The organism is Xenorhabdus sp. PB61.4 (genome assembly GCF_963894935.1).
GTDB lineage: Bacteria > Pseudomonadota > Gammaproteobacteria > Enterobacterales > Enterobacteriaceae > Xenorhabdus > Xenorhabdus stockiae.
The window spans coordinates 17,497-43,601 of record NZ_CAWQJR010000173.1 but is presented as its reverse complement, the minus strand read 5'-3'; the positions used below and the strand labels follow the sequence as shown (position 1 = coordinate 43,601).

General features: G+C 45.1%; 23 protein-coding genes. 13 read left to right on the top strand and 10 right to left on the bottom strand.

All coding sequences use genetic code 11. The features are described from left to right. Positions 1–92 precede the first annotated feature (92 nt). A complete protein-coding gene (gene kdsD, locus AACX68_RS13405; RefSeq protein WP_099109647.1) occupies positions 93–1,061 on the bottom strand; it encodes an arabinose-5-phosphate isomerase KdsD in 969 nt (322 codons plus the stop codon). Between the two features lie 116 nt (positions 1,062–1,177). Continuing rightward, positions 1,178–2,146 (bottom strand): calcium/sodium antiporter, encoded by a 969-nt coding sequence (locus tag AACX68_RS13400; RefSeq protein ID WP_228858047.1) that lies wholly within the window; start codon positions 2,144–2,146, stop codon positions 1,178–1,180. A gap of 227 nt (positions 2,147–2,373) precedes the next feature. Here AACX68_RS13400 and mlaF point away from each other — a divergent pair, with 227 nt between their 5' ends. The 7 genes from mlaF (at position 2,374) to murA (ending at position 7,298) form a co-directional block, all read left to right on the top strand. Next, a complete protein-coding gene (mlaF, locus tag AACX68_RS13395; protein ID WP_099109649.1) occupies positions 2,374–3,192 on the top strand; it encodes a phospholipid ABC transporter ATP-binding protein MlaF in 819 nt (272 codons plus the stop codon). Positions 3,193–3,207: 15 nt separating this feature from the next. Beyond that, entirely contained in the window at positions 3,208–3,990 is a 783-nt protein-coding gene (gene mlaE / locus AACX68_RS13390; RefSeq protein WP_228858071.1) for a lipid asymmetry maintenance ABC transporter permease subunit MlaE, read from the top strand. A 4-nt stretch (positions 3,991–3,994) separates the two neighbouring features. After that, positions 3,995–4,507, top strand: coding sequence for an outer membrane lipid asymmetry maintenance protein MlaD (mlaD, locus tag AACX68_RS13385; protein WP_228858046.1), 513 nt, complete (start codon positions 3,995–3,997; stop codon positions 4,505–4,507). A gap of 33 nt (positions 4,508–4,540) precedes the next feature. Then, a complete protein-coding gene (mlaC, locus tag AACX68_RS13380; RefSeq protein WP_228858045.1) occupies positions 4,541–5,170 on the top strand; it encodes a phospholipid-binding protein MlaC in 630 nt (209 codons plus the stop codon). 1 nt (position 5,171) lies between these two features. Then, entirely contained in the window at positions 5,172–5,537 is a 366-nt protein-coding gene (gene mlaB, locus AACX68_RS13375) for a lipid asymmetry maintenance protein MlaB (RefSeq protein WP_228858044.1), read from the top strand. Positions 5,538–5,729: 192 nt separating this feature from the next. Continuing rightward, complete coding sequence (gene ibaG / locus AACX68_RS13370; protein WP_228858043.1) at positions 5,730–5,984, top strand: BolA family iron metabolism protein IbaG; 255 nt, start codon at positions 5,730–5,732, stop codon at positions 5,982–5,984. Positions 5,985–6,041: 57 nt separating this feature from the next. Beyond that, positions 6,042–7,298, top strand: coding sequence for a UDP-N-acetylglucosamine 1-carboxyvinyltransferase (gene murA, locus AACX68_RS13365; RefSeq protein WP_099122305.1), 1,257 nt, complete (start codon positions 6,042–6,044; stop codon positions 7,296–7,298). Positions 7,299–7,473: 175 nt separating this feature from the next. Here murA and AACX68_RS13360 read toward each other — a convergent pair whose 3' ends face one another. The 4 genes from AACX68_RS13360 to zapG all read right to left on the bottom strand — a co-directional run bounded on the left by AACX68_RS13360 (position 7,474) and on the right by zapG (position 11,072). Next, the gene (locus tag AACX68_RS13360; RefSeq protein ID WP_339389342.1) at positions 7,474–7,674 is read right to left on the bottom strand and encodes an antitoxin; all 201 of its coding nucleotides are present in this window, start codon (positions 7,672–7,674) and stop codon (positions 7,474–7,476) included. A 163-nt stretch (positions 7,675–7,837) separates the two neighbouring features. Beyond that, positions 7,838–8,896 carry an outer membrane-stress sensor serine endopeptidase DegS gene (degS, locus tag AACX68_RS13355; protein ID WP_228858042.1) on the bottom strand — a complete coding sequence of 353 codons (1,059 nt, stop codon included), beginning with the start codon at positions 8,894–8,896 and terminating at the stop codon, positions 7,838–7,840. A 111-nt stretch (positions 8,897–9,007) separates the two neighbouring features. Beyond that, positions 9,008–10,390 carry a serine endoprotease DegQ gene (gene degQ / locus AACX68_RS13350; RefSeq protein ID WP_099122306.1) on the bottom strand — a complete coding sequence of 461 codons (1,383 nt, stop codon included), beginning with the start codon at positions 10,388–10,390 and terminating at the stop codon, positions 9,008–9,010. Between the two features lie 277 nt (positions 10,391–10,667). Further along, positions 10,668–11,072 (bottom strand): Z-ring associated protein ZapG, encoded by a 405-nt coding sequence (gene zapG, locus AACX68_RS13345; protein ID WP_099109658.1) that lies wholly within the window; start codon positions 11,070–11,072, stop codon positions 10,668–10,670. A 217-nt stretch (positions 11,073–11,289) separates the two neighbouring features. Here zapG and zapE point away from each other — a divergent pair, with 217 nt between their 5' ends. The 5 genes from zapE to sspB all read left to right on the top strand — a co-directional run bounded on the left by zapE (position 11,290) and on the right by sspB (position 15,168). Next, a complete protein-coding gene (gene zapE, locus AACX68_RS13340) occupies positions 11,290–12,426 on the top strand; it encodes a cell division protein ZapE (protein WP_228858041.1) in 1,137 nt (378 codons plus the stop codon). A 417-nt stretch (positions 12,427–12,843) separates the two neighbouring features. After that, positions 12,844–13,272 (top strand): 50S ribosomal protein L13, encoded by a 429-nt coding sequence (gene rplM, locus AACX68_RS13335; RefSeq protein WP_086954482.1) that lies wholly within the window; start codon positions 12,844–12,846, stop codon positions 13,270–13,272. Between the two features lie 15 nt (positions 13,273–13,287). Beyond that, on the top strand, positions 13,288–13,680 hold the full coding sequence (rpsI, locus tag AACX68_RS13330; protein WP_012990148.1) for a 30S ribosomal protein S9: 393 nt from the start codon (positions 13,288–13,290) through the stop codon (positions 13,678–13,680). Positions 13,681–14,040: 360 nt separating this feature from the next. Beyond that, complete coding sequence (gene sspA, locus AACX68_RS13325) at positions 14,041–14,682, top strand: stringent starvation protein SspA (protein ID WP_086954480.1); 642 nt, start codon at positions 14,041–14,043, stop codon at positions 14,680–14,682. Between the two features lie 3 nt (positions 14,683–14,685). Then, positions 14,686–15,168 carry a ClpXP protease specificity-enhancing factor gene (gene sspB / locus AACX68_RS13320; RefSeq protein ID WP_099109661.1) on the top strand — a complete coding sequence of 161 codons (483 nt, stop codon included), beginning with the start codon at positions 14,686–14,688 and terminating at the stop codon, positions 15,166–15,168. A 50-nt stretch (positions 15,169–15,218) separates the two neighbouring features. Here sspB and AACX68_RS13315 read toward each other — a convergent pair whose 3' ends face one another. From AACX68_RS13315 to gltB, 4 genes are all read right to left on the bottom strand, one after another. Further along, the gene (locus AACX68_RS13315; protein WP_228858040.1) at positions 15,219–15,728 is read right to left on the bottom strand and encodes a hypothetical protein; all 510 of its coding nucleotides are present in this window, start codon (positions 15,726–15,728) and stop codon (positions 15,219–15,221) included. 388 nt (positions 15,729–16,116) lie between these two features. Further along, on the bottom strand, positions 16,117–16,626 hold the full coding sequence (locus AACX68_RS13310) for a hypothetical protein (protein WP_228858039.1): 510 nt from the start codon (positions 16,624–16,626) through the stop codon (positions 16,117–16,119). Positions 16,627–16,996: 370 nt separating this feature from the next. Further along, a complete protein-coding gene (locus AACX68_RS13305) occupies positions 16,997–18,415 on the bottom strand; it encodes a glutamate synthase small subunit (protein ID WP_228858038.1) in 1,419 nt (472 codons plus the stop codon). A 9-nt stretch (positions 18,416–18,424) separates the two neighbouring features. Beyond that, positions 18,425–22,882 (bottom strand): glutamate synthase large subunit, encoded by a 4,458-nt coding sequence (gltB, locus tag AACX68_RS13300; protein WP_228858037.1) that lies wholly within the window; start codon positions 22,880–22,882, stop codon positions 18,425–18,427. Between the two features lie 666 nt (positions 22,883–23,548). Here gltB and arcB point away from each other — a divergent pair. Continuing rightward, positions 23,549–25,888, top strand: a complete 2,340-nt coding sequence (gene arcB, locus AACX68_RS13295; RefSeq protein ID WP_228858036.1) for an aerobic respiration two-component sensor histidine kinase ArcB — start codon at positions 23,549–23,551, stop codon at positions 25,886–25,888. The last annotated feature ends 217 nt before the right edge of the window (positions 25,889–26,105 follow it).

Genomic DNA, 26,105 nt, shown 5'->3' with positions numbered 1-26,105 from the left:
TTAATACATCTTTGCTGATACTGTTTATCAGTATTGCTTACTGGCACATCCCTGTTAGCCTCACCATCCTATAAAATTTGTATGCCGGCTTTTTATACAACTCCAGCCTGTAATAGATCGTGCATATGTAATACTCCGAGCAGTGTGTCACCTTCAGTGACCAGCAGGGAAGTGATATGGCGTGATTGCATCAGATTCAGGGCATCAACTGCCAGAGTATTCGGTTTGATACGGATCCCACCGGTGGTCATGACGTCAGAAATTTTGGCATTATTTAAATCAATCCCCATATCAAACACGCGGCGTAGATCCCCGTCAGTGAAAATACCGTCGATCTGCATATCATCACCACAGATAACCGTCATGCCCAGTTTTTTTCGGGTAATTTCTATCAGGCCTTCACGAAGGGTGGCTGTGCGGGGAACGCGCGGAATATCATCGCCTGTGGTCATTAATTCGCTGGTCAGCAACAACAGTTTACGCCCAAGTGCCCCACCGGGGTGAGAAAGAGCAAAATCTTCGGTGGTAAAGCCACGGGCTTCCAGCAGGGCAAGCGCCAGTGCATCTCCCATAACAAGCGTTGCTGTTGTGCTGGTGGTGGGAGCTAACCCAAGAGGACAGGCTTCCTGTGGCGTTTTAATGCACAGATGAACATCCGCGGCTTTGCCCATGTTGCTGTTACAATTATTTGTCATACAAATGAGAGCAACTTTCTGCCGCTTAAGTACCGGAATAAGTGCGAGGATTTCATTCGATTCGCCGGAATTGGAGATAGCCAGTACGATATCTTTTGGCGTTACCATGCCAAGATCACCATGACTGGCTTCGCCGGGGTGGACAAAGAATGAAGGCGTTCCGGTACTGGCAAATGTGGCTGCGATTTTCCGCCCGATATGGCCGGATTTCCCCATCCCCATCACAATGACTTTACCTTCACATCCAAACATAAGCTCGCAGGCTTTGCTGAAATCGTCATTGATGTATTGCTCTAATTCCGCCAATCCTTCGAGTTCGATATGTAATACTCTTTTACCTGCTTGCTGAAAATCGATCTTAGGCATTTCTACTCCCACTTATTCCCATTACAACCGGTAATTACTCAGAACATTGATCACCAGACATTGATCATCAAATCGTGATTATCAAACATCAGCCACCATACATTAGTCACCGGATATTAATCACTATGCATCACAAAAAGTGCAACAAAATAGGCGATAAAGCAGCTAAGTAATAGCGCACCACTCAGCCGGTTAAACCGATGTTTTCTTCTCACACAGAATATCGTGAATAGTACACTCGCCGCCATCATGATCCAAAAATCCCGGGAAAAGGCATAGGATGAAATAACGCTGGGTGAAAATAGGCCGGAAACACCTAATACCAGAGTCATGTTGAAAACATTAGAACCAATAATATTTCCCATTGCCATATCATTTTCACCTTTAATGGCTGCGGCAATAGAGGTGGCGAGTTCTGGCAGGCTTGTTCCCACTGCCAGAATGGTTAACCCAATCACCAGATCGCTGATACCGTAAATCCGTGCAATGACGGTGGCATTATCAATGACCATTCGGGTAGATATCGGCAGGAGAAGCAAGCCCAATACAACCCAAAGCAGCGCGATACCGTTATTACCTTCGTCGGGTAATTCTGCATCTCTCTCCTGTGTATAGCTGTCGACATCATCAGACTGGGTACTGACTGTCATTTTTATCATTATTGATATAAAAAACAGGGCAGTCAGTAATAAAAAAATCCCATCCAGACGGCTCAGGTAGTTATCAGACAGCAGATAACCCACAAAGGCCATAACCAGCAACATTAGTGGTAATTCCCGCCGCAGGATTTCTGATTGCACTGTTATCGGGCGAATCAGTGCCACCGCGCCGGTAATCAGTAACAGATTGGTAATATTGGAGCCGAGTGCATTACCCACTGCCATGTTGGGTAACCCGTTCAGACTCGCGGTTACAGAAACCATCAGCTCAGGCAAAGAAGTGCCGATGCCCATAATCACCAGACCAATAACAAAAGGGGGGACTTTTAATGTTCGGGCAAATACCGCCGCACCATATACTAATCTATCAGAACCATACACCAGTAAAATCAACCCGGTAATGAGCAGTAAAATAGTCAGAAACATGTTGTGTTCCTTAGAGAAAATTCATGTGAGCACAATGCCAGTGTTGGTTGATTTCTGGATAAAAATATTTATTTAGCCAGATTTATATATTCTGAAGGCCGAAAGTTAAAAAGTAAAATTTGCTATCACTTTGCTAACGCAAATTGGAAAATTTTTTTGTAGTATGCATTACTAATTATTTAGAAACAGTAAGAAATTCGTTTATTAACGATTAAGGGCTATCAATAATGAGTCAACTAACAGCAAATCTTATTGAGATCTGCGGCATGTCTTTTACCCGTGGTCAACGCCCGATCTTTTCCGATATCAACCTGACTGTTCCAAAAGGGAAAATAACAGCCATTATGGGGCCTTCCGGTATTGGAAAAACGACTCTGCTGCGTCTGATGGGCGGGCAAATCCGCCCTGAGCGCGGTGAGATTTGGTTTGATGGCGATAATATCCCGGCATTGTCCCGCCAGCGCCTTTATGAAGTTCGTAAGAAGATGAGTATGTTATTCCAATCGGGCGCATTATTTACGGATTTGAATGTGTTCGACAATGTTGCTTTTCCCTTACGTGAGCATACTAAACTCCCCGAAGAATTAATTTACACTACAGTGATGATGAAGCTGGAAGCGGTAGGATTACGTGGTGCTGCAAAACTGATGCCATCTGAGCTATCGGGAGGGATGGCAAGGCGGGCAGCACTGGCGCGGGCGATTGCACTTGATCCTGATTTGATTATGTTTGATGAGCCATTTGTCGGTCAGGATCCCATCACTATGGGGGTATTGGTTAAGTTGATCGATGAACTTAACCATGCGCTCGGTGTTACCTGTGTTGTGGTTTCCCACGATGTTCCTGAAGTACTGAGTATTGCTGATTATGCTTATATTGTGGCTGAGCAGAAAGTGATTGCAGAAGGGACGCCTGAACAGTTGAAAATGAATCAGGATCAGCGGGTACGTCAGTTCCTTGATGGTATTGCTGACGGGCCGGTGCCTTTTCGTTTCCCTGCGGGGGATTATAAAACCGAGTTATTAACTAACAGAAATCGTTATTAGGATACTTGAATGTTGATGTTAACACGGGCGCTGGCAACATTTGGCAGGCGTGCGATTGAAGTTGTGGCTTCTTTCGGTCGGGCCGGTTTTATGTTATTCAGCGCGATTATTGGTAAGCCCGAGCCTGCAAAGCAGTGGCTGTTATTGCGCCAGCAGCTTTACAGTGTAGGCGTTCAGTCACTACTGATTATTGTCGTTTCCGGCTTGTTTATCGGTATGGTTCTGGCGTTGCAGGGCTATCTGGTGCTGAGGACTTTCAGTGCTGAAGGTAGTCTTGGCATGATGGTGGCGTTATCGCTGCTGCGGGAATTGGGGCCGGTCGTGACTGCACTGTTATTCGCCGGTCGTGCGGGTTCTGCCCTGACGGCAGAGATTGGACTGATGAAAGCGACAGAGCAAATTTCCAGTCTGGAGATGATGGCAGTAGATCCGTTGCGTAGGGTAATTGCTCCGCGTTTTTGGGCTGGTTTTATCAGTATGCCTTTACTGTCATTGATCTTTGTGGCTGTCGGTATTCTGGGTGGTGCGATGGTCGGAGTCGACTGGAAAGGGATTGATGGTGGTTTTTTCTGGTCTTCCATGCAATCAGCGGTGGAATTGCAGAAAGACATACTTAACTGTTTTATTAAGAGCGTAGCTTTTGCCATCACGGTGACATGGATCGCGCTGTTTAATGGGTATGATGCTATCCCGACATCAGAAGGGATCAGCAGGGCAACGACGCGTACAGTGGTTCATGCATCGTTGGCAGTATTGGGTTTGGATTTTGTGCTGACGGCACTGATGTTTGGGAACTAATTCGATGCAAAGCAAGAAAAATGAAATTTGGGTTGGAAGTTTTATCTTAATTGCACTGGCCGCAATCATTTTCTTATGCCTGAAGGTCGCTAATGTCCGATCTTTTGGCAGTCAGACTACTTATCATGTCATTGCTGCATTTGACAATATAGGTGGGTTAAAAGAGCGTTCTCCTGTCAAAGTAGGAGGGGTGGTCATTGGTCGGGTAGGGAAAATCTGGCTCGATAAGAAAACTTATACACCGCAGGTTGAACTGGATATTTTCTCGCAGTACGACAATATTCCAAGTTCCAGTTCGCTGTCTATCCGGACTTCAGGTCTGTTGGGTGAACAATATGTTGCGTTGAATGTTGGGTTTGATGATGCTGATTTGGGGATCACCATGCTGAAAGATGGAGATCGCGTTGAGGATACCAAACCTGCAATGGTTCTTGAAGATTTAATTGGTCAGTTCCTGTACAAAAGCGGAAGTGGTGATCAGCAAAAATCATCCGAGGCTCCCGCACAGGTACATTAACCAGCAATCCACTGCTTAGGAGAAATAGCAATTATGTTTAAGCGATTACTTATGGCTGCTTTATTGGTGGTTGCACCACTTGCCAATGCGGTTGATCAGACTAATCCGTATGCTTTGATGAAAGTCGCGGCAGAAAAAACTTTCTCACGTCTGAAGGGTGAACAAGCGCAGATTCGCGCTAATCCTGAAATGTTACCTCAGATTGTGCGTCAGGAGCTATTGCCATATGTTCAGGTAAAATATGCAGGTGCGCTGGTTCTGGGGCCTTATTACAAACAGGCGACGCCAGAGCAGCGTGACGCTTATTTTAAAGCATTTGAGGATTATCTGGCGCAGGCTTATGGTCAGGCTCTGGCAATGTATCACGGGCAGAATTATCAGATTGCCCCGGAGCAGCCATTGGGAGATAAGAATATCGTCGCTATTCGTGTCACCATTACCGATCCGAATGGCCAGCCTCCTGTCCGTCTGGATTTTCAGTGGCGTAAAAACAGTAAAACCGGATATTGGCAGGCTTACGACATGATAGCTGAAGGTGTGAGCATGATTACGACCAAACAGAATGAGTGGTCAGAAATTCTGCGCCAGAAAGGTATTGATGGTTTGACAGAGCAGCTGAAAATCAGTGCACAGGCTCCAATCACTTTAGAAAAGAAAAAGTGACATGAAAAACGGTGAAATGAAAAACCGGGGGATAGATAAAGCCTCTGACAAAACACCGCTTAGCTGGCAACAGACAGGAAGCACCCTGTTTCTGAAAGGTACGCTGGATCGCGATAGCCTGTTGCCTTTTTGGCAGCAAAAGGACAACTTATTGGCTCACATTGAAAACATTGATGTTTCAGGGCTTGAGCATGTGGACTCGACGGGAATGGCCTTATTTGTCCGCATAAAAGGTGACAGGCAGCAGAGTGATAAGATGCTGACATTTTCTGGCATAGGGGAGCGATTGAACACACTGATTGCGCTCTATAGTTTACAAAGTCTCTTTACTGATCATTCGCCTGAGAAAGGAAATTCGCCAGAATAAATATAATACCTTCATTCTAGACCTAACAGATTTCAGAGTGTTGTTGATAACTCTGTTACCTGAAAGGTGGATATAATTATCGCCCTTATGAGTCATTGTCTTATAAGGGCGTTTTTCTTGGTTTAAGAGTCGTCTGGATTCCATTACGATAGGCATCTACTATTATTTTTTAACGACGAATGTGAGCAAGATATGGATACTAATGAGATTAAACAGGTACTGATGGAAAAATTGGTACTTGATGAAGTTATTGTTAGCGGCGATGGCAGCCATTTTCAGATAATTGCTGTAGGTGAAATTTTTGGTGAGCTGAGCCGGGTAAAACAACAACAAACAGTTTATGCACCTCTGATGGAATACATTGCTGATAATCGTATCCACGCCCTGTCAATTAAGACCTACACACCAGCGCAATGGCAACGTGACCGCAAGCTCCAGGGTTTCTGAGGTTGTTTGCTTCGCCGCGAACAGCACACTTTGAATTAAATAAGAGAATTATGACAGATGGATAAATTTCAAGTGAAAGGGCCGACCTGCTTGTCAGGCGAGGTCACTATTTCCGGGGCAAAAAATGCCGCATTACCAATCCTGTTCGCAGCGTTGCTGGCGGAAGAGCCAGTTGAATTACAAAATGTTCCTGAATTAAAAGACATTGATACCACAATCAAGCTATTGAATCGTCTGGGAACGAAAGTGGAACGCAAGAATGGTTCTGTCTTTGTTGATGCCAGCGCTGTTAATGAATACTGTGCTCCTTATGAACTGGTCAAAACTATGCGTGCTTCTATCTGGGCACTGGGGCCATTAGTTGCCCGTTTTGGTCAGGGGCAGGTTTCTTTACCCGGTGGATGTGCCATTGGTGCCCGTCCTGTTGATCTCCATATTACCGGGCTGGAACAACTTGGTGCAAAAATAGTGCTGGATGAGGGCTATGTTAAGGCATCCGTAGATGGTCGTTTAAAAGGTGCCAGCATCGTCATGGATAAAGTCAGTGTTGGTGCAACGGTCACTATCATGGCGGCTGCAACACTGGCGGAAGGCAAGACCATTATTGAGAATGCCGCCCGCGAGCCTGAAATCGAAGATACAGCCAATTTCCTGAATACGTTGGGCGCAAAAATTACAGGTGCAGGAACAGATCGCATCGTGATTGAAGGCGTAGAACGTTTGGGCGGTGGTGTTTATCGTGTTTTGCCTGACCGTATTGAAACCGGTACTTTCCTTATCGCCGCGGCTGTTTCACGCGGGAAGATCGTCTGCCGTCAGGCCAAGCCTGATACACTGGATGCCGTACTGGCTAAATTACGTGAAGCGGGTGCAGATATTCAGGTAGGCGATGACTGGATTAGCCTTGATATGCATGGCAAGCGGCCAAAAGCGGTAACATTCCGTACAGCTCCGCATCCCGGTTTTCCTACAGATATGCAGGCGCAGTTCAGCTTACTGAATATTGTTGCTGAAGGTGCGGGCATGATCACCGAAACTATTTTTGAAAACCGTTTTATGCATATTCCTGAATTGATTCGCATGGGGGCACACGCAGAGATTGAAAGTAACTCTGTACTCTGCCACGGTGTTGAGAAATTATCAGGTGCTCAGGTCATGGCAACAGATTTGCGTGCTTCCGCGAGCCTGGTAATTGCTGGCTGCATTGCCGAAGGAACAACAACCGTCGATCGTATTTATCATATTGACCGGGGCTATGAGCATATCGAAGATAAGCTGCGTGGTCTGGGAGCCAATATCGAACGTATTAAGTAAACCGAATTCTGTTTAAACCGTCACTTAGTAATTTCTTCTTTGATAGTAAGTGCTTAGTGGCGGTTTTTTTCGAATAATCAATTCAGTTGTGGATCTAAAATATCTATGACTTTAGCTAATATTTCATCAACAATACTGGGTTCCGCCTGTGCCAAATAGGTAGCTTTGCGTACCATTAAATCACCTCATTACCAACAGGAGGCGAATTTAAATCATCAGCAGTTACTTCGTTGAAAGCCCTGACTTCGGTTTCATCAATTCCCTGCAATAACTCAGAGAGAGACTTTCTGCCTCGGGCGACTCTGCCTGTTGGTTTGATGTTTATGGTGTCGCCTGATGGTTGTATATCCAGAGTCATGCCGACAGACCATCCCATTACGTGGCAACATCACTAGAAATTGTGATAACGACAGCCCCGTCCTGTTGACGTAAACGTGTTATTGTCATGATAACCTCCGATAAAATATGCAACCTTATCTCATTTGTTTATTTGATCATCAAGTTTCACAAAGTCATACTTTTGTTTCGAGATCTTGGACTCAGTATTCATCAAATTCTTCAATCATAACGTTGAAGGTAAGCGTTTGACCATCACGTAAGACAGTAACAGGAACGATTTTTCCGGGCCGGATTTCTGCAACCTGATCCATTATTTCGGCAGGCGAGAGCGCCGGTTTGTGATTAAGGCTGATGATAATATCGCCCACTTGTATTCCGGCTTTTTTGGCTGGGCTTCCCGGTAAAAGCTGAAAAACCCGCACTCCCTGAATCTGATGGATTTGGGTATCTGACGAGCGAATATTCGGTAGCTCTTTTGTTGAAATGCCGATATATCCTCTGATAACCCGACCATCACGGATCAGTTTCTGCATAATTTTTGTTGCCAGAGCGGTGGGAATGGCAAATCCCAGTCCTTCAGGCGTAGAGCCAAATTCAGATTTATCAAACGACAGCGTATTAATGCCGACCAGTTCACCTAATGTATTAACCAGTGCTCCGCCGGAGCTGCCCTGATTGATTGAAGCATCTGTTTGCAGGAAATTCTGGCGTCGTGTCGGACTCAACCCGACACGTCCGGTCGCACTGATAATACCTTGAGTAATTGTTTGCCCTAAGTTGTAAGGATTGCCGATTGCCAGCACGATATCCCCGACATGAGGTGCCCTTTTGAGATTGATAGGGATAACCGGCAGATTTTCTGCCTTTATTTTGAGTACTGCCAAATCTGTCGGGCCATCAGAGCCGACCAGTAAAGCTTCGTAGAAACGCCCGTCCTGCAATGCAACAATAATAGAGCCTACTTTGTTGATAACATGCTTATTGGTGAGTATATAGCCCTGTTCACTCATTATGACGCCGGAACCCAATGGAAGCAGTTCCCGTGGTTCATGGGAGAAACTTCCTATACTGGTGCTATATATATTCACAACCGCAGGTGCCGCCCGACGCACACCCTGACTGTAACTGGATGGTTTTTCTGTGTTATCGCTGTACAGGAGATTATTTAACTTATTGGGACGTAGAGAGGGGATGGCAACCAGTAAAATTGCTGCAATAAGTAATCCCGCCAATATGGAGCGCAGTAATTTAATCAACATAACATTGTTCAGTAATCAATAAGTTAAAAAAGCATAGCACAGAAGCAAGCAGACACAGCCTGTGCTGTGTCTGCTTAATGTACTGCAATCAGAAAAATAATGGCATACCGATTAATTGTTCAATAACAGGTAAATATTGTCACCACCACGCAGGATATTCAGTGCAATAACGGATGGTTTTCCTTCAAGTACCTTTTGTAGCTCATTGATATTCTTAACCCGAACATTATTCGCCCCGATGATCAAATCATTCTTCTGCAAACCGACCATTGCGGCTGGAGAATTTTTGGCGACGCCGTCAACTTTCACGCCGGGAGTATTGTTCACAATGCCAGTACTGAGATTCGCACCCTGTAGCGCAATGCTTAATTTTTCAGCTTTGGTAGATGGAGATTCGCTATTTTCCAGAACAACAGAAACCTCCATAGGCTTGCCTTTACGCAGCAGACCTACTTTGATTTCTTTGCCCGGTGCAGTCGTACCAATTTTTGCCCTTAGCTCAGCAAAGCTATTAATTTTCTTACCATCAATGGAGGTCAGTACATCTCCGGGTTTAATACCAGCCTTAGCCGCAGCAGATTTAGGAACTACTTCACTGACAAATGCGCCCTGTTGAGCATCAACATTCAGTGCTTTGGCGATATCCGCTGACATTTCAGTACCCTTGATACCAAGCAGGCCGCGTTTTACTTCGCCATGAGCTATTAACTGGTCTGCCAGATTTCTGGCCATGTTACTTGGGATCGCAAAACCAATACCCACGTTGCCGCCACTGGGTGCAACAATAGCGGTATTAATACCGATCAACTCCCCTTTGAGGTTGATCAGGGCACCACCAGAGTTACCCCGGTTAATTGAGGCATCTGTCTGGATAAAGTTTTCCAGACCTTCCAGATTCAGGCCGCTACGGCCAAGGGCCGAAATGATCCCTGAAGTCACTGTCTGCCCCAGCCCGAATGGGTTACCGATAGCAACAGCATAATCACCGACGCGAAGCTGATCAGAATTAGCAAATTTAATTGCTGTCAGGTTTTTGGCATCTTTAAGCTGCAAAAGTGCGATATCAGTCTGCGGATCACGACCGATGAGTTTAGCGGAGTATTCACGCCCGTCATTGAGCTGGACTTTAATTTTATCCGCGTTATTGATGACGTGATTGTTAGTCAGTACATATCCTTTATCGGCATTAATAATGACACCAGAACCTAACCCCTGAAATGGGCGGCTTCTTTGTTGTTCCACTGGTGGAAAACCCGGCCCAAAGAAGAATTGGAAATCCTCTGGCAGCTGGAGTTGTTGGGTTTGAACTTCAGTGCCGGCAACATGAACGGTAACAACGGAGGGAAGGACTTTTTCTAACATTGGAGCAAGGCTCGGTAATTCCTGAGAGGCCATAGCAGCGGGTAAAGCCGCATTACTTACCATTGGTACCGAAGCTAAAGATAAACCAATACTGATCGCTAATGCGCTGAGCAATGTGTTTTTACTTTTCATTGAATGCGTTCTCTTACTTACCTAAGCCAGAAAAGGAAAATCGTACTTAAAGCCCCGAACCCATAAGGGAATTTCATTTTTCTGAGAAACTACACTCATCGGAACAGGTTTCAAGCATAATTGTTTCGTTGCAGTTATGACTACCAAGTATTCAGCAAAGTTCACTAATAATGTCGTTTTGTCGAATGTCTTTACAGGGATTTACCTGAAAAAACATTTAAATACAGTGAGATAAAAATATTGCCGTGGGCATAAACTATGGCCACGGCGAGAATAATTACTGTTTTTGTTCCTGAACGGGACGCAATAGCCCGGATGAACCTTCAGAATAGTCCCGTGGAGGCACATCTGTGACAATTTGGTTGGTATCGTTCTTAGATTCGTTAAGACGATAATTAAAGGGATTTTCCTGCATTGGCATATCTGGCATTAATTCATTGGAACTTTTAGCCATATGCTGATACAGCTGGCGATAATCCCGGGCCATATTATCCAGCAACTCAGCGCTGCGGGCAAAATGGCTGACCAGCTCTTTGCGATATTCTTCAAGCTCTGCCCGGTTTTTCTCCAGCTCAGCCTGTGCCGCATTTTGCTGGCGCAGTTTTCGGCTGCCAAAGCGGACAGCCAATGCTCCGATGATAAAACCAACAATTAATCCTATCAGTGCGTATTCCCAAGTCATGGCAACTCCTTTCTTAACATCATAGCTACCACTATAACCGCTAATTCAGTCAGAGTGGAATATTGATTATTATTTAATTAATTTATATATCACCTGAGGTGTTAATTTTATACGAATTTGTCATGATAGGCTGTGAGTTAGACCCAATGTATATACTCAATTGAAATCTATTAAGTATATATGGTGGGGATAAAAATTTTTAAGGATTACTATATTAATGTCACCGATTACACCTTCGTCTCTTTACCAGACCGCACTGTCTGAAGGGCAGTATCAACCTGATGAAGTGCAGCGTAATACTGTCGCCCGTCTGGATATGATTTACCATGAACTTACACAGGACTTAGCCAAAAATGCGGTACATTCAGATGGCTCAGGCGGATTAAAAAGTCTGTGGAATAAACTGTTAGGGCGTTCATCAAAGGACAATATCCGTCCTGTGCAGGGGCTGTATATGTGGGGTGGAGTAGGGCGGGGGAAAACATGGCTTATGGATATGTTTTTCCAGAGCTTACCGACTGAAAGGAAGCTACGCCTGCATTTCCACCGTTTTATGCTGCGGGTACACGAAGAATTAACTGCATTGCAGGGGCATGAAAATCCACTGGAGATTGTGGCTGATGGTTTCAAGGCACAGACTGATATCCTCTGCTTTGATGAATTTTTTGTTTCTGATATTACGGATGCCATGATCCTCGGCACGTTACTGGAAGCGCTGTTCAGGCGCGGAATTGCGTTAGTGGCGACATCAAATATTCCACCGGATCAACTCTACCGTAATGGTTTGCAGCGAGCCCGCTTCCTGCCTGCCATTGAACAGATCAAAAAATATTGTGATGTCATGAATGTGGATGCGGGTATCGATTACCGGCTGAGAACATTGACTCAGGCTCATATTTATCTGACGCCATTATCGGAAGAGAGCCGACAGGAAATGCATCAGGTTTTCCTGCGTCTGGCCGGGCGGGAAGGGGAACCGGCTCCGGTACTGGAAATTAATCATCGTGATATGCCGGCGATAAACAGTGTTGATGGTGTGCTGGCAATCCGCTTTAAAGCGCTGTGTGAAGATCCCCGTAGCCAGCGGGACTATATTGCGTTGTCTAAGATCTACCATACCGTTTTACTGCATGATGTGCCGATCATGACCAAACAGGATGAAAGCGCTGCACGACGATTTATTGCACTGGTTGATGAATTCTATGAGCGCCATGTGAAACTCATCATCAATGCCGAAGCCCCGATGGAAGGGATTTATCAGGGAGAATTGCTTCGTTTTGAGTATCAGCGTTGCTTGTCCCGTTTACAGGAGATGCAGAGTGAAGAATATTTACAGCGACCGCATTTACCCTGATATCGATATCCTTCGTCTTTCAAGTTGCCTCTTTGTTGGCTGCGCTCGCTCACCCCAGTCACATAGTTATCTATGCTCCCGGGGATGAACTCCCTTGCCGCCGCGATGCAACTCGAAATCCATTGGATATATACCCTTCGTCTTTCGATCTGCCTCTTTGTTGGTTGTCAGGTAGACAGCATAGAGTCAACAGATTAGATAATTATTGAATTTGGGGTCGATTTTTTATAACGACTTCTCTATAATCTTGCGACCCCACGTTACAGCAAGATTTTTTATTTCCCAAAAAACTTGCATTAGTGCCGGCATAGGCTATTCGAAGGGGTAGGTTTGCTGGACATGAGTCGTGTGAACCTCAACAAAGTTTCTGAACCTCGAGTGTTCACCAACGTGTAACTTATAATTGGGTAAGCTTTAATGAAAACTTTTACAGCTAAACCAGAAACCGTAAAACGCGACTGGTATGTTGTTGACGCAGATGGCAAAACTCTTGGCCGTCTTGCAACTGAAATAGCTCGCCGCCTGCGCGGCAAGCACAAGGCGGAATATACTCCGCACGTTGATACTGGTGATTACATCATTATTGTTAACGCAGAGAAAGTTGCTGTAACTGGCAACAAACGTGCTGACAAAATCTATTATCACCACACTGGCCACATCGGTGGTATCAAGCAAGCGACCTTTGAAGAGATGATTGCCCGCCGTCCTGAGCGTGTCATTGAAATCGCGGTTAAAGGCATGCTGCCAAAAGGGCCTCTGGGTCGTGCAATGTACCGTAAAATGAAAGTTTACGCGGGCAGCGAGCACAACCACGCGGCACAGCAACCACAAGTTCTGGACATTTAATCGGGATTATAGGCAATGGCTGAAAATCAATACTACGGCACTGGTCGCCGCAAAAGCTCATCCGCTCGTGTCTTCATTAAGCCAGGTAGCGGTAACATCGTAATCAACCAACGCAGCCTCGAAGTTTACTTCGGTCGTGAAACTGCGCGCATGGTTGTTCGTCAGCCACTTGAGCTGGTTGACATGCTGGGCAAACTGGATCTGTACATCACTGTTAAAGGTGGTGGTATCTCTGGTCAGGCAGGCGCAATCCGTCACGGTATCACTCGTGCACTGATGGCTTATGACGAGACTCTGCGTTCTGATCTTCGCAAAGCTGGCTTCGTTACTCGCGATGCTCGTGAAGTTGAACGTAAAAAAGTGGGTCTGCGCAAAGCACGTCGTCGTCCACAGTTCTCCAAGCGTTAATTTTTTGTCACTACGGTGGCATTGGATTAATGTTGAAACCCGCCATGTTTATGGCGGGTTTTTTATTGCGGAGTTTTATTTCCTTAGTGAATACGCTTTTTTTGCAGAAAAAAAGAGCATATTGCAGAGATAATTCCCTGAACTCCGATATATCATCATTAATTCTCAATCTACTTCCCCACAAAATGTTCAAAATCTGGTAGACTAGTGACAATTTTTTGCCTTATCCATGCGTTTGCCTGACTTGTCTTAATAATCCTCGGATAATAAGTGCGAAACCGGATGAGAATATGAGCGAGAATAGCCATTGTTCATTGAAGGGCTGTTCGTTCCTTTTTTTAGATAAACTTGGAGGTTTTCATGGCTGTCGCTGCCAACAAACGTTCGGTAATGACTCTGTTTTCCGGCCCGACCGACATTTTTAGCCATCAAGTGCGAATTGTACTGGCGGAAAAAGGGGTCAGCGTTGAGATAGAACACGTTGAAGCAGGCAATTTGCCTCAGGATCTGATTGATCTGAACCCTTATCAAACGGTTCCTACCCTCGTAGATCGTGAGCTGACTCTTTATGATTCTCGCATCATAATGGAATATCTGGATGAGCGTTTCCCCCATCCACCGCTCATGCCTGTATACCCTGTTGCACGTGGCTCCAGTCGTCTGATGATGCACCGAATTGAAAAAGACTGGTATTCCCTGATGTATAAAATTCAGGAAGGAAGTGCTCAGGAAGCTAATGCTGCGCGGAAACGCCTTGCTGAAGAGTTGCTGGCAATCGCACCGATTTTCAGAGAAATGCCTTTCTTCATGAGTGATGAGTTCAGTCTGGTTGACTGCTATCTTTCTCCGCTGTTATGGCGTTTGCCTGTGCTGGGCGTTGAGCTGTCTGGCCCGGGAGCCAAAGATCTTCAGGTTTATATGCAGCGTGTATTTGAGCGTGACGCATTTCTGGCTTCATTGACAGAAGCAGAGCGTGAAATACGTTTACAGTCACGGGGTTAATGTATGGATATGACTCAAATGTCTCCCCGCCGTCCTTATTTACTGCGGGCACACTATGAGTGGCTGCTGGATAATGATTTGACTCCGCATATCGTTGTGGATGTGACTCAATATGGTGTCAACGTCCCGATGGAATATGCGCAGAATGGGCAGATAATCCTGAATATTGCTCCACGGGCGGTTGGTAATCTGGAATTGGCTGATGACGAAGTTCGTTTTAATGCCCGTTTTGGTGGTGTCGCGCGTCAGGTATCTGTTCCTATGTCTGCTGTCATTGCGGTTTATGCCCGTGAAAACGGTGCAGGGATGATGTTTGAGCCAGAAATCGCCTATGAAACAGACTCCGAGTTGGAAGTTTCAGAGTCTCCGGTAGCCGATAATCTGGTATTGATTCGTGATATGAAAACATCTCATGATGATAACCCGCCGGATGATGAGCCACCTCAGCCTCCAAAAGGTCGCCCGACGTTACGTGTTGTAAAATAGAGCGTTATAAAAGTAACGAAAAATAGAGGAGAAATTATCTCCTCTATTTTTTATAAAAATGTAGCATAAGACTTATTTAACGCGAACTGACACAATTCTATATTTTCTTCATCTTTTCTACTTGCTGATGTTTTGGCTTTCTTTAAGCTTACAGCTACATCCCGAACAAATTTTTCTTTGCTTTTTGTTCCTATTAGGGTTGATGGGATATTACAGATGTTATTGGTTGATGATGGCTGGTATTTATCTGCCATTGCTAAAACTTCAATCGGATTATTAATTAGAGCAAAGGATAATGAATTAAAGATCTGGTTGGAAAAATCGTGGTGGATATTAGGAACTAATTGAAAAGCGACTTCTAACCACTCAGTCTCTCCGGTAGTAATAAAGTCAGCGATTTCTTCTCTTTTTCTTCTCTCACCTATCTCAGCAACAACAGAATTTACACCCCTCTCCTTCACCTGTTGAATAATTTCTTTTGGTGTAGATAAACCGGCGAAAGAAGGTGAACTAATCAAGAATATGAAAGAGAGCAGGGATATTTTAGTTAGTAAACGCATTTATCTCTCCCAATTATTATATCCATATTTTTCAATTTACGGCTTTGCTTGCTGCACGTTGAAATCCACAGGGTATATCATGTAATGAATTTTTAATTGGTTATTATTTAATGTTGTTATATGCATTTTACTTAAAAGTGGGAGGGTCAAATCTGTAATTTACGTATGAAATATTATCTTATTTAACTCATACCCTATTTTCTGAAATATCTCTTTAAGAAAAATTTTTATATGTTGAATTGGAAATTAGCTTTTAAAGAAGTGGGAAATTATCTGAGGTGATTTCTTTTTCTAAAACAGTAAGAATAATCAGGATTGAAACTAAACTCAGCTTCAATCACTCTTATGCGGCGGGGATAGAAAAATGGGCTAACCAGTTAGAAGTATATTAAAAATATCTTGGATATACTTGGTTCAACTTCAAAATACACCTTTCTATATTTTCTTTATCTTTTCTTTTTGCAGATTTTTCAGCGCTCTTTAAACTCGCAACTATTCCTTTGATAAGTTTATGCTTGTTTTTCTCTGCTATAACTGTCAATGAAAGATCACAGATGCTATTTGTTAAGTTAGGTCTGTATTTGTTGGCCTGAGCTAAGACTTCAACCGGGTTATTGAGCAGAGCAAGTGCCAAGGAGTCAAAGATCTGATTGGAGAATTCCCGATGGGTATTGGGAGTCAACCGAAAGGCAACTTCTAACCATTCAGGATCTCCGGTAGCAATAAGTTTAGCAATTTCATTTCTTTTATTTCTTTCACCTATTTCAGCAACAGTGGAATTCACTCCCCTTTCGGTAATTTGCTGAATAATCTCCTTTGGCGTGGATAAACCGGCGATAGAAGGAAAACTAATCAAGAGTACGAAAGAAAACAGGGATGTTTTAGTTAATAAACGCATTTATTTCTCTCTATTATTATATCTTCCGGATTTCAATCGAGCGCTTTACCTTCTGCACCCAGAAATCCTGTTCAATTAATTATTATGTAATCGGTTTGAGATGGCAGATGTTAAATCTGTTGTTTTTGTAATAAACGGAATTTTATTTCATGGCTACACTGTATTCCTGATGTTTTTTTTAGGAAAAATATTTATTTGGTAATTTTCAGGATATTAAATTTAAATATTTGTTTTTGGGATATAGGAATAATCGCATAATGTAAAAAAACATAATCATTATGGTAGTAAAAAGATAATGATGCGAGTGTCGATTATTTGGCAGGAGTTTCTCCGGCCAAAAGACCGGAGAAGAGTTCGGGAGAAAATGAAATCAGACTTCAAGGTAGTCGAGAATACCAGAGGCAGCTTTTCTGCCTTCAGCAATGGCAGTAACGACTAAGTCTGAGCCTCGAACAGCATCCCCGCCCGCGAAGATTTTAGGGTTACTGGTCTGGAAGGGTAAAATACTGGATTCGGGAGCGATAATGCGCCCTTGTCTGTCAAGATTGATCTGATGGTCATCCAGCCATGTCATAGAATGTGGCTTGAAACCAAATGCCATAATTACGGCATCGGCGTTAATGACAAACTCAGAATCGGGGATGAGTTCCGCCTGACGACGTCCTTTTGTATCCATTTCGCCTAATTGCGTCCGAGCCATTCTGACCCCATTAACATGCCCATTATGATTGATTTCAACGCTGATAGGCTGAAGGTTGAACTGGAAATCGACGCCTTCTTCCCGGGCGTTCTTCACTTCGCGGCGGGAGCCAGGCATATTCTCTTCATCCCGTCGGTAGGCGCAAATCACATGACTTGCTCCCTGACGAACCGCAGTACGTACGCAGTCCATCGCAGTATCACCACCACCTAAAACCAGAACCCGCTTACCTTTCATATCAATATAGGGCTGTTCTGGTGATTCTTCATAGCCCATTAACTGGCGAGTGTTGGCAATGAGAAAGGGCAGGGCATCATATACTCCGCTGGCATTTTCATTTTCCAGACCGGCATGAATAGACTGATAAGTTCCGACTCCCAAAAAAACGGCATCAAATTGCTTTGTAAGCTCAGCAAGATCAACATCTTTACCTACCTCCGTGTTCAAGCAGAACTCGATACCCATTCCGGCGAAAATTTCACGGCGACGGCTCATCACTTCTTTTTCCAGTTTGAATGCCGGGATCCCAAACGTCAGTAAACCGCCAATTTCAGGATGACGATCATAAACGACAGCCTGTACCCCATTGCGGGCCAGAACATCAGCACAGGCCAGTCCGGCCGGGCCTGCTCCAATGACAGCCACCCGTTTACCGGTCGGGATCACCTGTGACATATCAGGCGTCCAGCCCATTGCAATGGCGGTATCATTGATATAGCGCTCAATATTACCGATGGTCACAGCGCCAAAATCGTCATTCAGCGTACAGGCACCTTCACACAGACGATCCTGCGGACAAACCCGCCCACAGACTTCCGGCAGGCTGTTAGTCTGATGAGATAGCTCCGCGGCTTCAATAATGCGTCCTTCATTGGCTAATTTCAGCCAGTTCGGAATATAGTTATGTACCGGGCATTTCCACTCACAGTAGGGATTACCGCAGTCAAGGCATCGATCTGCCTGAGCTTCTGCCTGAATTTCAGAAAAAGGTTCATAAATCTCCACAAATTCTATTTTGCGGACTTTCAGCGCTTTTTTCGGAGGATCGACACGCTGTAGATCGATAAACTGATAAACATTCTGACTCATTCCTGACTCCTACTGTGCCTGAACCCGTAATTCTGCGCTGGAACGGCTGCGATGCCCCAACAGCGCGCTGACATCACTGGATTTAGGCTTAACCAGTGCGAATTTATTGACCCACTGTGACCAGTTTTCCAGAATGCTTTCACCATGTGGGGAGCTGGTCAGGCGAACGTGTTCAGTGATTAATCCGCGCAGATGCTCTTTATGAATGGCAAGGGTATCGATTGAGAGAACTTCGACTAATTCTGGATTAACCCGTTTGCGGAAGTCATCGGATTCATCGAGAACATAAGCGAATCCTCCGGTCATGCCTGCGCCGAAGTTGACGCCAGTATCACCTAATACGCAGACTATCCCGCCGGTCATATATTCACAGCCATTATCGCCGATACCTTCAACCACAGTGATGGAGCCTGAATTTCTTACGGCAAAGCGCTCACCGGCACGACCCGCTGCAAAGAGTTTTCCGCCGGTTGCCCCATAAAGGCAGGTATTGCCAATAATAGTTGCTTCATTACTTTTGAATGCTGAACCAACCGGAGGCAGGATAACAATTCTTCCACCAGCCATACCCTTGCCAACGTAATCATTGGCATCGCCGGTGAGTGTCAGTTCAACCCCGCCAGCATTCCAGACCCCAAAACTTTGCCCGGCTGTTCCTGAAAAATGCAGTTTTATGGGATTACCCGCCAGCCCCTGATCACCGTGCATGGTTGCTATGATGCCGGATAATGCAGCACCGACAGAACGGTCCGTATTCTGGATATCGAAATAGAATGACTTACTCTGCGATTTTTCTACGTAAGGCAGGGCCTGTTTAACAATCGCTTTATTCAGAATTCCCGGATCAAAAGACGGATTATCTTCTGTACAGTGTTGTTCCTTGCCTTCGTGGGGCTGCACGGTTTCCAGCAGAGGTTTAAGATTGAGTTTACTTTGTTTAGCAGAGATACCTTCCAGTATTTCAAGTAAGTCTGTGCGGCCAATGAGATCTGTTAGTTTCCGGACCCCCAGTTGCGCCAGAATTTCACGCGTTTCCTGCGCAATAAAGTGGAAGTAATTAATCACTCGTTCCGGTAGCCCGTGATAATGGGACTGACGCAGTTTCTCATCCTGCGTTGCCACGCCGGTAGCACAATTATTGAGGTGGCAGATCCTCAGATATTTACAGCCGAGGGCGACCATCGGCCCTGTGCCAAAGCCAAAACTTTCCGCACCTAAAATGGCCGCCTTAATAATATCGACCCCGGTTTTTAACCCGCCATCAACCTGAAGACGGATTTTATGGCGCAGGCCATTTGCAACCAGAGCCTGCTGGGTTTCTACCAGACCAAGTTCCCAGGGACAGCCGGCATATTTAACTGAGGAGAGAGGACTTGCCCCTGTTCCGCCGTCATAACCGGCGATAGTGATAAGATCTGCATAGGCTTTTGCTACCCCGGTGGCAATTGTTCCCACTCCCGGCTCGGAAACCAGCTTAACGGAAATCAGAGCCTTGGGGTTGATTTGTTTCAGGTCGAAAATTAACTGAGCTAAATCTTCGATAGAATAAATATCATGATGCGGTGGTGGTGAAATAAGTGTCACACCGGGGATTGAATAACGTAGTCTGGCAATATATGGCGTGACCTTATCCCCCGGTAATTGCCCGCCTTCTCCGGGTTTTGCTCCCTGAGCAATTTTAATCTGAATCACATCGGCACTACTTAGGTAAGCCGGTGTAACACCAAAGCGTCCGGAGGCAACCTGCTTAATGCGGGAGACTTTTTTCGTGCCATAGCGGGCAGGATCTTCTCCGCCTTCCCCTGAATTGGAAAAACCACCCAATGTATTCATTGCTTCAGCCAGCGCTTCATGAGCTTCGGGACTCAGAGCACCAATTGACATGGCGGCAGTATCAAAACGTTTAAACAGTTCTTCCGCGGGTTCGACATCTTCAATGGGAACGGGTTCACCTTTTGGTGAGATAGCCAATAAATCGCGCAGTGTTGTTACCGGGCGTCCATTAACGAGTTGTGAGTATTTTTGGTAATCGCTGTAATTACCGCTGTGAACGGCTGCCTGCAATGTGCTGACAACATCAGGGTTATACGCATGATACTCTCCGTCGTGGACATATTTCAGCAGCCCTCCCTGCTCGATAGTATGGCGGTGTAGCCAGGCCCGTTTGGAGAGATTATGCAGATCCTGCTCAAAATCACTGAAATCAGCCCCTTCAATACGGCTGACAACACCATTGAAGCAAAGTTCTGTGACTTCGGAATGCAAACCGACGGCTTCAAACAATTTAGAGCAACGATAGGAGGATATTGTGGAAATCCCCATTTTGGACATGATTTTATATAGCCCTTTATTGATGCCATTCCGATAATTCAGCATTACGCGGGCGTATGGGGTCGTGAGCGTGCCGTCATCGATCATTTTGCCTAAGGATTCGTACGCCAGATAAGGGTAAACAGCGGTAGCCCCAAATCCAAGCAGCACAGCAAAGTGGTGAGGATCGCGGGCACTGGCCGTTTCGACTATCAGGTTGGCATCGCAACGCAGGCTTTTTTCCACCAGACAATGCTGGATAGCCCCAACAGCCATGGGTGCAGGGATCGGTAATTTTTCGGGGGAAATCTGGCGGTCAGACAACACCAGCAAGACGGCACCATCACGGACAAGTTTTTCGGCCTGTTCGCACAGGGCTGAGACGGCATTTTTGAGAGTGTTCTCCTGTGGATTAAAGGTTAACTCCAGCGTTTCTGCCCGGTAATAAGATTCCTGCTGCTGTGTCAGTTGCACAAAATCAGGATAAAGCAGTACCGGCGACTCGAAACTTAAGCGGTGAGCCTGACCTTCTGCCTCACAAAAGACGTTCATTTCCCTGCCGATGCGGGTGGAGAGCGACATGACATGGGCTTCACGCAGCGGATCAATAGGAGGGTTGGTGACCTGAGCAAATTGCTGGCGGAAATAGTCATAGATAATGCGTGGTCGGCTGGAAAGGACGGCAAACGGGGTGTCATCGCCCATTGATCCGGTTGCCTCCTGACCATTCTCACCGAGTACGCGGATAATCTGATCCAGCTCTTCATTACTGTAAGCAAACTGTTTGTGATAGGTTGCCAGCATACGATCATCCAAATCTCGTTTGCCAACCTGCGCTTCCGGTAATTTTTCGAATGGTGTCAGGTGCCTGACATTTTTCTCCAGCCACTCTTTATAAGGATGACGGTTTTTTAAATCGTTATCTGTTTCCGCAGAGTGCAGAATCCGGCCTTTTCGGGTGTCAATCACCATTAATTCGCCCGGCCCGACCCGCCCTTTCTCTACGACTTCATCGGGCTGATAATCCCATATCCCCACTTCTGAAGCACAGGTAATCAGTTTATCCTTGGTAATCACATAACGGGCCGGACGTAATCCATTGCGGTCAAGGTTACAAGCTGCGTAACGCCCGTCAGAAATAACAATGCCGGCAGGACCATCCCACGGCTCCATATGCATGGAATTAAAATCAAAAAAGGCGCGCAGATCATCATCCATATCTGGGTTGTTCTGCCATGCTGGCGGGACAAGTAAACGCATTGCGCGGATTAAATCCATCCCTCCGTTGAGAAATAGCTCCAGCATGTTATCCAGTGAGCTGGAATCGGAGCCGGTTTCATTGACAAAAGGAGCCGCCGTTTGTAAATCCGGGATCAAAGGAGTGCGGAACTTGTAAGCTCTTGCTCTTGCCCACTCACGGTTGCCGGTGATGGTATTGATTTCTCCATTGTGAGCCAGATAACGGAACGGCTGAGCCAGTGGCCAGCGGGGAACGGTGTTGGTTGAAAACCGCTGGTGGAACAGGCAGATCGCAGATTCCATCCGCAAATCGGCTAAATCCGGATAGAAACGTGGTAAATCAGCCGCCATACATAGCCCTTTATAAATAGTGACTACATTGGAAAGGCTGCAAACATAAAAATCTTTATCAGTAATACGTTTTTCCACGCGCCGCCGGACAATGAACAGCCTGCGCTCTAAATCCTGCGATCGCCATCCGGCTGGAGCGTTGACAAAGATCTGTTCAATACGGGGAAGGCTCGACAGGGCGATACTACCCAAAATATCCTGATTGGTGGGGACTTCCCGCCATCCAGCGATAGACAGGGTTTCTTGTTCTAACTCCTGCTCAATAATATTGCGGCATACCTGAGCGATTTGGCTATCCTGACTTAAAAACAGCATACCGACAGCGTAGTTTTTTGCCAGTCGCCATGATTGTTCATTAGCGAGCATCTGGAAAAAACGGTCAGGTTTTTGCATTAATAAACCACAGCCGTCGCCGGTTTTCCCGTCTGCCAGAATTGCTCCCCGATGTTGCATTCTGGCTAATGCGTGTATCGCTGTACGCACCACTTTATGGCTTGGTTCCCCTTCAATATGTGCGATTAGCCCAAAGCCACAGTTATCTTTTTCCTGTAATTTGTCATACAACATGGTAAATCCCTCAAGTTCTGTCCGACTCTCACATCAATTACGTGATGATATAAATCATTATTTCTACAGGCGTCTGAATTGCGCCCTCAGTCAAATATTGCTTGTCTTATCGGCAGTACCATTCACCGCTAATAACAGACAGCAAAATGATGTTGTGTTTCTGTATAAGGGCACTGCATAAATATGAGCTAGATAAAAAACTAGCAGGTGATTTTCAGTGAATTCCCAACTTAGCGAGAAAAATAAAGTAGGTCAAATTGTGTTTAAAGGTGTTCTTAGAGCTGGTAATGAGGTTAATTAATTGAATATATTGTATATATTAGTTAATGGTCCGTTTTGTGACCTGTGTCATGCCTTGGATGTGATGTGATTTATATCACCATTCTACACCTAAAGTGCGTTTTAAATGTGCTTTAAAATCGATTTTTATTAGTTTATTAATCTTTTTTTATTGCTTTTGTAAGAATGTAGTTATGTATTTTATGTTTGTTAAGTATAAATGATTGTTTATTTTTTAGGCTATTGTATGTGATTAAATTCAGGGTTGATTTATTATTCTGTTTTTATGCTTTTTTATTCTTTTTGAGAATTGGAAATAATATCCCCTAACGAAGTCAGGCTTTTTTTAGGCTATGATGCAATCTGGTGATTTTACTTGGAGCTGTTATGAAGTTTATCAGGGGGCTTGCCCAATATTACGTTGATTTAATGATGAAGCTCGGGCTTGTGCGTTTTTCATTACTACTGGCGTCTGTTCTGGTAATTCTGGCAATGACGATGCAAATGGCCGTAACTTTCGTCTTGCATGGGGAAGTGCAGCGTATTGACTTAATCCGTTCTATTTTCTTTGGTTTATTAATCACACCGTGGGCTGTCTATTTTCTCTCTATTGTTGTGGAACAGCTGGAAGAGTCACGCCAGCGTTTATCCAGTCTGGTGGCAAAGCTGGAGGAAATGCGCCAGCGTGATGCCAAACTGAATCAACAGCTAAAAGACAATATTACCCAACTGAATCAGGAAATCGGTGAAAGAGAAAAAGCGGAACAGGCGCATCTGGTTCTGCTGGATAAATTGAAATTAGAAATGGAGCACCGTGAAAAAACACAGATTGAACTTGAACAACAATCCGTTCTGTTACGTTCGTTTCTTGATGCTTCGCCTGATCTGGTTTATTACCGCAATGAAGACAATGAATTTTCCGGTTGTAACCGCGCAATGGAGTTGCTGACCGGTAAAAGTGAAAAGCAACTGATTGGCCTGACTCCGACAGAAGTCTACGATAAAGAAATTGCCAACAAGGTAATGGAGACGGATGAAAAAGTCTTTCGGCACAATGTCTCACTGACCTATGAGCAGTGGCTGGTTTATCCTGATGGGCGCAAAGCCTGTTTTGAGCTGAGAAAAGTGCCTTTTTATGATCGTATCGGCAAGAGGCATGGCCTGATGGGATTCGGTCGCGATATAACCGAGCGTAAGCGTTATCAGGATGCGCTGGAGAATGCCAGCAGGGACAAAACCACTTTTATCTCTACGATTAGCCATGAGCTTCGTACGCCTTTAAATGGCATTGTCGGTTTAAGCCGTATCCTGATGGATACTAACCTGACACCAGAACAGGGCAACTATCTGAAAACGATCCATGTCAGTGCAATCACGCTGGGTAATATTTTCAATGATATCATTGAGTTGGATAAGATTGAACGCCGAAAAGTCCAGCTCGACAGCCAGCCCATTGATTTTACCAGTTTTATAGCGGATTTGGAGAACATATCCGGATTGCTGGCGCAGCCAAAAGGGATCCGTTTTGTATTGGAACCTGAGCTGCCACTGCCCGCCAGAATACTGGCTGATGGAACCCGCCTGCGCCAGATCCTATGGAATTTAATCGGTAATGCCGTGAAGTTTTCCCAGAAGGGAGAGATCAGGGTTCGTATCTGGCGTGAAAAAGGGGATCGCCTGCTGTTTGAAGTGACTGATTCCGGTATTGGCATCCCTGCTGATGAATTAGAAAAAATCTTCGCCATGTATTATCAGGTACGAGACAGTGCTGGTGGTCGCCCGGCAACCGGGACAGGGATCGGGCTGGCAGTATCGAAACGGCTTGCACAGGCTATGGGTGGCGATATCACAGTCAATAGTACAGTCGGAAAAGGCTCCTGTTTTACTTTATCTATCATTGCTCCTGCGATTGATGAAAACCCGGAAGGGGCGGAAGAAGAAGACGCATTGCCATTACCAGCCCTCAATATTCTATTGGTTGAGGATATTGAACTGAATGTGATTGTTGCCCGTTCTGTTCTGGAGAAACTGGGTAATAGTGTCGATGTGGCTATGACTGGCGGCGATGCTCTGGATATGTTTGATCCTGATGAATATGATCTGGTGCTGCTTGATATTCAGTTACCGGATATGACGGGTCTGGATGTTGCCCGCGAATTACATCAACGTTATCCGAATCACACGCTTCCTCCTTTGATTGCGCTGACTGCCAATGTATTGAAAGACAAAAAAGAATATCTTGATGCAGGCATGGATGAAGTACTCAGTAAGCCGCTTTCTGTTAAGGAATTGACTGCGGTAATGGAAAAATTCTGGGGTAAGTCAGCGGCGGCTGAAACTGTATTACCGGAATTCACTGAGCCGAAGAAAGAGGAAGAGTTACTCGATACTGAGATGCTTAACCAGTATATCGATCTGGTCGGGCCGAAAATGGTCATCGATAACCTGTCCATTTTTGAGGACATGATGCCAGGCTACCTTGCCCTATTGGATTCAAATATGACGGCGAGAGACCAAAAAGGGATTGCAGAAGAGGCTCATAAAATTAAAGGCGCTGCTGGCTCTGTGGGATTACGTCACCTGCAACAGTTAGCACAGCAGATCCAGTCACCGGGTTTGCCCGCGTGGTGGGATAACGTACAAGAGTGGGTAGATGAGTTAAATCTGGAATGGAAAAATGATACGGAAACATTAAGAAACTGGTTAACGGGCGCTACAAAAAAATAACCCCAACCGAAGTTGGGGTGCGCGAATACTGCGCCAACACCAGGGAAACTTGTTTACCCGCTAATCTAAGATTTTTTTTAGGCGCGAGTAATTTGAGAATTCTTTCACACAGAACACAAGTACCAACATAGCAAAGATAAGATTTTTTGTTACAAGATTCATTAAAATCTGTGATGAAGATTGGTGTTTAACCCTCTAAGGGGTTAAGCATTAATCT

Bases quoted from the DNA above. Each gene is read 5' to 3' on its own strand.
- mlaF (WP_099109649.1), top strand. From the start codon at position 2,374: ATGAGTCAACTAACAGCAAATCTTATTGAGATCTGCGGCATGTCTTTT.
- AACX68_RS13315 (WP_228858040.1), bottom strand. From the start codon at position 15,728: ATGCGTTTACTAACTAAAATATCCCTGCTCTCTTTCATATTCTTGATT.
- rplM (WP_086954482.1), top strand. From the start codon at position 12,844: ATGAAAACTTTTACAGCTAAACCAGAAACCGTAAAACGCGACTGGTAT.
- AACX68_RS13305 (WP_228858038.1), bottom strand. From the start codon at position 18,415: ATGAGTCAGAATGTTTATCAGTTTATCGATCTACAGCGTGTCGATCCT.
- ibaG (WP_228858043.1), top strand. From the start codon at position 5,730: ATGGATACTAATGAGATTAAACAGGTACTGATGGAAAAATTGGTACTT.
- kdsD (WP_099109647.1), bottom strand. From the start codon at position 1,061: ATGCCTAAGATCGATTTTCAGCAAGCAGGTAAAAGAGTATTACATATC.
- zapG (WP_099109658.1), bottom strand. From the start codon at position 11,072: ATGACTTGGGAATACGCACTGATAGGATTAATTGTTGGTTTTATCATC.
- mlaC (WP_228858045.1), top strand. From the start codon at position 4,541: ATGTTTAAGCGATTACTTATGGCTGCTTTATTGGTGGTTGCACCACTT.
- AACX68_RS13400 (WP_228858047.1), bottom strand. From the start codon at position 2,146: ATGTTTCTGACTATTTTACTGCTCATTACCGGGTTGATTTTACTGGTG.
- sspA (WP_086954480.1), top strand. From the start codon at position 14,041: ATGGCTGTCGCTGCCAACAAACGTTCGGTAATGACTCTGTTTTCCGGC.
- murA (WP_099122305.1), top strand. From the start codon at position 6,042: ATGGATAAATTTCAAGTGAAAGGGCCGACCTGCTTGTCAGGCGAGGTC.
- sspB (WP_099109661.1), top strand. From the start codon at position 14,686: ATGGATATGACTCAAATGTCTCCCCGCCGTCCTTATTTACTGCGGGCA.
- rpsI (WP_012990148.1), top strand. From the start codon at position 13,288: ATGGCTGAAAATCAATACTACGGCACTGGTCGCCGCAAAAGCTCATCC.
- mlaE (WP_228858071.1), top strand. From the start codon at position 3,208: ATGTTAACACGGGCGCTGGCAACATTTGGCAGGCGTGCGATTGAAGTT.
- AACX68_RS13360 (WP_339389342.1), bottom strand. From the start codon at position 7,674: ATGGGATGGTCTGTCGGCATGACTCTGGATATACAACCATCAGGCGAC.
- degS (WP_228858042.1), bottom strand. From the start codon at position 8,896: ATGTTGATTAAATTACTGCGCTCCATATTGGCGGGATTACTTATTGCA.
- AACX68_RS13310 (WP_228858039.1), bottom strand. From the start codon at position 16,626: ATGCGTTTATTAACTAAAACATCCCTGTTTTCTTTCGTACTCTTGATT.
- gltB (WP_228858037.1), bottom strand. From the start codon at position 22,882: ATGTTGTATGACAAATTACAGGAAAAAGATAACTGTGGCTTTGGGCTA.
- zapE (WP_228858041.1), top strand. From the start codon at position 11,290: ATGTCACCGATTACACCTTCGTCTCTTTACCAGACCGCACTGTCTGAA.
- mlaD (WP_228858046.1), top strand. From the start codon at position 3,995: ATGCAAAGCAAGAAAAATGAAATTTGGGTTGGAAGTTTTATCTTAATT.
- mlaB (WP_228858044.1), top strand. From the start codon at position 5,172: ATGAAAAACGGTGAAATGAAAAACCGGGGGATAGATAAAGCCTCTGAC.
- arcB (WP_228858036.1), top strand. From the start codon at position 23,549: ATGAAGTTTATCAGGGGGCTTGCCCAATATTACGTTGATTTAATGATG.
- degQ (WP_099122306.1), bottom strand. From the start codon at position 10,390: ATGAAAAGTAAAAACACATTGCTCAGCGCATTAGCGATCAGTATTGGT.